The organism is Oscillibacter sp. CU971 (assembly GCF_905219725.1).
In the GTDB taxonomy this organism is placed as follows: Bacteria; Bacillota; Clostridia; order Oscillospirales; family Oscillospiraceae; genus Oscillibacter.
On sequence record NZ_CAJMXG010000312.1, the window covers coordinates 1 to 2,907 of the forward strand.

At 63.8% G+C, this 2,907-nt stretch carries 2 protein-coding genes; both read right to left on the minus strand.

All coding sequences use genetic code 11. The annotated features are described in order from the left end of the window. Positions 1-405 precede the first annotated feature (405 nt). The gene (locus tag JX325_RS14660; RefSeq protein ID WP_204791818.1) at positions 406-1,314 is read right to left on the minus strand and encodes a protein rep; all 909 of its coding nucleotides are present in this window, start codon (positions 1,312-1,314) and stop codon (positions 406-408) included. Between the two features lie 844 nt (positions 1,315-2,158). Next, positions 2,159-2,830 (minus strand): tyrosine-type recombinase/integrase, encoded by a 672-nt coding sequence (locus JX325_RS14665; protein ID WP_307819283.1) that lies wholly within the window; start codon positions 2,828-2,830, stop codon positions 2,159-2,161. Positions 2,831-2,907: the final 77 nt, after the last annotated feature.

The following is a 2,907-nucleotide window of genomic DNA, read 5'->3' on the forward strand; positions in this document are numbered from 1 at the left end:
GGTCAAATGCAACCCTTGAGGGCCCTGGACGTGCGGGCCGGGCGACAGTCCCCAAAATGTCAAACTGCATCAGAAAAGCCGCCCTCTTCGGGCGGCTTTTNCGGGAGCTGGGGCCGGGGGCCTCGGTCGACAAGCGGAGGGGAGAGGGCCAGCCCACGGAGGCCCGGCAACGCTCCGGCCTTGTCCCCCCTCTGACGGCGGACGCAGGGGCGGGACGGGGGAGGCGGCACACATGGGACCCGGCCCTTTGGGCCTCTCCCATCTCCTCGAAAAAATAGAACAATCGTTCGAGAAAAAAATAGAACAATCGTTCGAGAATCGGACGAAATTACAAGCTCCTTGTAATCGGTGGGCTGTTTCAACCCATGATAACAAGGAGCTTGTAAAGCCTTTTCCCTTTACCCTCTACCGCTGGAGCTTCAGAGGGTTCACCTGACGGGCTGTCAGCACATAGTCCCCGGCTCCGAAATGCCAATTGTAAGTTTCGATGAGCTCCGCCACATCCTCCCGGACAGTGTCGTCGACGTGTACCAGGTCACCGTCTTCCAGGTCTTCGGCCTCCAGGGCCTTGGCGGCGGCTTTCAGCCACCCGCCGTAGGCCGTTAAACGGCGGCGGTGAAGGGCCTCCGTGTAGTCGGTTACAATGCGCACCGCCTCCGCCTCCGACAGGCGGTCGNCTATGTAATCGCNGTCCTTCACGGCGTACTTTGCCGCCTCCACGGCGGCGGCACGGCCTCCCACGTATTCCCCCTTGGCTTTCGCCGTCTGGATGCTTACGAGCGGCCTATAGTCCGCCCGAAGGGCCTTCTGCCAGCGGTCCACCCACTCGGACTGTTCGATATACAGGCCCTCCCCCCTGGTGAAGTACCCAGGCGGCACGGCCAGGATGGCATGGATATGCGGGTGATACGTCCCGTCCTTCGGATTCCGGGTAATCTCGATAGCCCTAAACCAGCCCTTGACGGACCGCTCAAATTGACGGTGCTTGGTAAGGCGATTCCATGCCCTGACCAGCTCCCCCAGGGTATCCCCCAGGGCCTCCCCTGGGACATTCCTGACCGTCAGGGTCAGGAACAGGAACAGGGCCCCGTGCTCCCCCNCCACCAGGTCCAAGACCTGGCTTAGCTTGTACGCCGCTCTTTTCGCCCTCCGGGCGATGCAGAGCGGGCATAGGCGGAGCTGGCAGAAATTGGCGGCGGAAAGCTGCTTGCTCCCGTCGGCGCTTACGCCGTACTGCAACCAGGTGGAGCACGTCGCCGCTTTCTGCGAGTACTCCGGATACCCGGCTTTCTGGTAGAGCTTCGCCAGCCTCACCGTCTTCACCTTCCTTTCGGCCCACGGGAAACGGTCGTCCTGGAGGGTCACTATCTCCCCTTCGGGAGAAACTGCCACTTNCAATTNGCTGTCATACGTNTTANGATNCATGTACAACCTTCCTTCGTGAAGGGGGTAGAAGTCGCCCCTCTGGTATGCTGTTGACTAGACACCTGCAGAATACCACAGTGAGGCGGCTTTGTCCAGCTTTTTTTGCGAAAATTGTTCATAGGCGGCGACCGCCGGGGGCCNCCCCTGGGGCCCCTTTTGCGGAAATTAAGCTCATTTGTATCAAGTTAATACCTAAGACTAGGGGCCAGCCCTACTGCCGCAATGCTTTCCGGGTTTCGGCCCGGTCCTCCCGTCCGGGGGGCCTTTTTTTGCTTGACGGCCTGGTGTGGGCGGGGCGGCATTGGGGGCCCCCCTCCGGCCCTGTTCGGGCCTCCGCCGGGGCCTCCGCCTCCGCCCCGCTGGCCCCTTCGGGGCCTCGGCGGTATGCGGCGCGGTCCGGTCGTCCCGCCCATCCGGGCGGGCCGTCCGGCCCTCTTTGCGGGCCCCTCCGGCCCCTGGCGGGGCCTCCGGGCTCCGGGGGCCCTTCTGGGCCCCCCCCGGCTGTCGCGCCCGCGCGCCGCCCGCCGGGGCGGGCCGCCGGCCCCTTGCGGCGGTCGTCGGCGGCTGGTTCCTGCCCCCCCGCCGCCTCGGGGGCCCACCCGTGCCCGGCCTGGGCGCTGGCGGCGGGGCCCCCCCTCGGGGGCCTGGCCTGGTGCTTGCCCTGGCTTGGTGCCGCCCCGTGCTCCCCACCCGGCGGCGGGGTGGGGCCCTTGGCCCCGCCGCCGGGTGGCCGTCACTGCTGGCCCCTGCTCCTAGCCCCCGAGGACTTAGAGCGGCGGCGGCGTACCGCCAGCCGCCGCTCCGTCAGCATGTCGGCCATGGCATAGATCGCCGTCACGGTACTGCTCTCGTGATTCAACGCTCTGCGGACCCTCTCGATATCTCCATACTTCGCCATAAGGTCAACTGCATAAATCTTCCTCGCAGAGTGGGGGCCCACGTTTTGCGGCAGTCTAAAGGCCCTAGAAGCCCTCTTAACATCCTTCCAGACCGCTTGCCGTGTCTTATGGCCCCCACGGGGTGAAAGGCCAGGGAAGGCCCATTCTGGGCCCGCCTGGGCCTTTATGCTTTCCAGAAGCTCCGCCGGAAGACCANAACGCCGCCGCTNGCCCGTCNTGCCCTCCGTGTACCACCCAGAAGACCGGAGCTGGGCCGTTTTGAGGGCCAGCACGTCCGACAGCCGCATCCCGGTATGTAAAAGCGTCCGCATGATGAGCGCATTTTGCGGGGTTAACGCCGCCAAAACGTGCTCCATTTGCTCGTTTAACAGATATTCCGTTGTCATTTTGGCCTTATCGCCTCCTTTCCGGGGTGATTTCCGCCAAGAAAATTGTGATTCCGTCCGCACGGGTTGACCATGCGGGCCCGCCCCTACAAGTACCTTTTTCCGGGTCAAAAATTGCATGGTCAAATGCAACCCTTGAGGGCCCTGGACGTGCGGGCCGGGCGACAGTCCCCAAAATGTCAAACTGCATCAGAAAA